Origin of the sequence: Chloroflexus sp. (assembly GCF_034435895.1) — a bacterium.
Classification (GTDB): domain Bacteria; phylum Chloroflexota; class Chloroflexia; order Chloroflexales; family Chloroflexaceae; genus Chloroflexus.
The window spans coordinates 1-2,853 of record NZ_DAOTWH010000026.1; the positions used below are offsets into that span (position 1 = coordinate 1).

Sequence of the window (2,853 nt, forward strand, 5' to 3'; positions counted from 1 at the left end):
GATCCGGCGGCGTGCGCGATTGCCGGCAGTGCGCTGGTCATCACCGGCAATGATCGGGCCGAACGCGAACGGATGCGGGCCTTTGCCCGCCAGCAGATCGCGTTTTATGCCTCGACGCCGACCTATCGCGCTGTGCTGGCTTGCCATGGCTGGGAAGAGGTAGGCGAAGAGCTGTCGCGCTTGGCGGCGCAGCAGCGGTGGGCCGCCATGCCCGGCCTGATCGATGAGACGATGCTAGCGACCTTTGCTGTCGAAGCCGATCCGGCTGATTTGCCGGCAGCGTTGCGGGAACGGTACGAAGGTCTGCTCGACCGGGTTGCGCTCTATATGCCGTTTGTGCCCGGCGAACGCGATGCCTTTTGGCGCCATCTTACCAGCTCGCTCAACGGGTGATCCACGATGGCCGGCGTTTTTGCCCAGCTCGATCTCACCCCGAACCGGCTGGAACAGGCCCGGCAGGCGCGCGCGGCCCGTGGTGATCTGATCGATTTGACCAGCAGCAACCCTACCGCGCAAGGCTTGCTCTTTCCGCCTGAGGTGTTGGCGACAGCCGCCGCTGCCTACTGGCCCGCCCGCCGCTACCGGCCCGATCCACGCGGCGATCTGGCAGCGCGTGAAGCGGTTGCCGCCTATTATGCGCGCCGTTCGCCGCCGTTGGCTGTGACCCCCGATGATATCTTTCTCACGGCCAGCACCAGCGAAGCCTACAGCCTGCTCTTCGCCTTGCTGGCTGATCCCGGTGACAATCTGCTCGTGCCGAATGTCACCTACCCGCTGTTTGAATACCTCGCCGCGCTGCGCAATCTTGAACTGCGCAGCTACCAGCTTGACGAAGAGCGCGATTGGCGGATCAATGCTCGCTCGCTCCGCCGCGCCGCCGATGAGCGCACGCGCGCGATCTTGATTGTCTCGCCACACAACCCGACCGGCGCGATCGTTGATCGCCCTTTGGCGACGCTTGATCTGCTCGGCATTCCGGTCATCTGTGATGAGGTCTTTGCCCCCTTCACCTACGCCGCGCCGGCGACCCCGCCGCTTGCCGCGCTCCACCCCGATCTGCCGGTCGTTACGCTCAACGGCATTTCCAAACTCTTCGCCCTGCCCGACCTGAAGTTAGGCTGGATCGCGCTTAATCGTCCGGCGCGCGCCTTCGCTCCCCGGCTCGAATTGCTCAACGATACGCTGCTCGGCGCGAATGCGCTCAGCCAGTTTCTGTTGCCAACCCTGTTTGAAGCGGGCGAACCCTTTGTGGCAACGATGGTGTCCCGTGTGCGTGCGAATATCGCCGTTGCCTTGCGCCAATTCGCCGATCATCCGCGCATCCATGCCCGCCCGCCCGCCGGCGGCTATTATCTCTTCCCGGCCATCAGCGGTTGGGACGACGAAGAGGCGCTGGCCCTCTACCTGCTCGAACAGGGGGTATTTGTCCATCCCGGCTACTTTTATGGCGAGGTACACGGCTGCCACATCATGATTTCGGCTCTTACCGAACCGGCGCTCTTTGCTGCCGGGATCGAGCGCCTCTGCGCTGCGCTTTCGTAGACGCTTTGTTTTACACTTCATGGGAAATGATCGCTGCGCATGGCTCATTCTATCGGCCAGACTATTGCAGAGCGCTCAATCGTCGTGTATAATTCTTGCAATCGGTAAGCAAGTTGGTTGACTACAGAGCGCAAAAAAGGCGGATTCGCTCGTTCCTCAAAATGAAAGCAGGTTGCGTGCGTTAGAGCAGCGGGTGCGTGCTCGCGCAGATCCACCGTTCACGCTAGGCAGCAGAAACGTTACAACGATGACCACACTTCCGCAGCGCCGCTCTGCTACACCACGGTCGTCGCCGCCGCCGGTGCAGCGTGTCAGCGACCACGAATTGCTGCAAGAGTTGCTTCTCAACGACCTACCGGGCCGGCGCGACCCGTTGCGTCCGGCGCAACTGCGTTCGCGCGCTGCGCATCGTGAGCAAGCCCTGCGTGGTTTCTTGCGGCGCACGTGGGTTGACCGTGCATTGCTTGTCGCTGAAGTCGCCCTCTTTGTGGCGATGATCGCCGTCTTTGCCTATTGGCTGATCGACGGCTATGGCCGTGATTGGTGGCTGGCATGGCGTGGCCAAGCGCAACCGCCGGTCGCCGTTTCTACCCAGCCGCCGCCACCGGGGCCGGTTGCGCCTCCTGCTGCTGCGCCTCATCTACCGGCGTTGCCGTTTACGGCGCCGGAAATGGCGGTCGAACTGCCCGATTATCTGGCCCCGCAACCGCGCGTGCAACCCTTGCCGGAAACCGATCCGCGTCCGCAGCGGTTGCGCATTCCCAGCATCCAGCTTGATACGTCGATCTACGAGGTCTTTGTGGTTGATGGCGCTTGGCAGGTCGCTGAATATGCCGCCGGCTATCATCATGGCACTGCGTTGCCGGGCACGGTGGGCAATACGGTCTTGTCTGGCCATGCTGGTCTCCGTGGTGCAGTATTTCGTGATCTGCCGGCGCTTAAGGCGGGAGATGAGATATTCTTAGAAGCAGGTGGCTGGCTCTACCGCTACCGCGTGCGTGAAACGCGCAATGTCTGGCCCACCCAAGTCGAGGTGATGGATCCGACGCCGTCACCTGTGCTCACGCTGATTACTTGCACGAACTGGGATACGCAACGCCTGATCGTTGTCGCCGATCTGATTGACTCGCGCCCGCTCAGGTGAGACGAGGAGGCTCTATGCCGCCGAAACCGTCGCGCTCCGCCAGTTTGCCCCCCGGTCGTGGTCGTGCTCCGGCGCCGTGGACGATCTGGGAACTCATGGCGATTGCGGTGAGCGTTCTGATGATTGTGGTACCGCTGACGCTCGAAGCGCTCAACTGGCTGCGCCCG

General features: G+C 62.5%; 3 protein-coding genes. All 3 read left to right on the plus strand.

Annotated features, from left to right (window positions below; translation table 11 throughout):
- Nucleotides 1–393, plus strand: a 393-nt coding sequence (locus U9R81_RS01500; RefSeq protein WP_322493776.1) for an LLM class flavin-dependent oxidoreductase, incomplete at its 5' end; no start/stop codon positions are given.
- A gap of 6 nt (nt 394–399) precedes the next feature.
- On the plus strand, nt 400–1,542 hold the full coding sequence (locus tag U9R81_RS01505; RefSeq protein ID WP_322493777.1) for a pyridoxal phosphate-dependent aminotransferase: 1,143 nt from the start codon (nt 400–402) through the stop codon (nt 1,540–1,542).
- 247 nt (nt 1,543–1,789) lie between these two features.
- Nucleotides 1,790–2,686 carry a sortase gene (locus tag U9R81_RS01510; RefSeq protein ID WP_322493778.1) on the plus strand — a complete coding sequence of 299 codons (897 nt, stop codon included), beginning with the start codon at nt 1,790–1,792 and terminating at the stop codon, nt 2,684–2,686.
- The last annotated feature ends 167 nt before the right edge of the window (nt 2,687–2,853 follow it).

Coding starts and splice junctions, on each gene's coding strand:
- U9R81_RS01505 (WP_322493777.1), top strand. CDS start 400: ATGGCCGGCGTTTTTGCCCAGCTCGATCTCACCCCGAACCGGCTGGAA.
- U9R81_RS01510 (WP_322493778.1), top strand. CDS start 1,790: ATGACCACACTTCCGCAGCGCCGCTCTGCTACACCACGGTCGTCGCCG.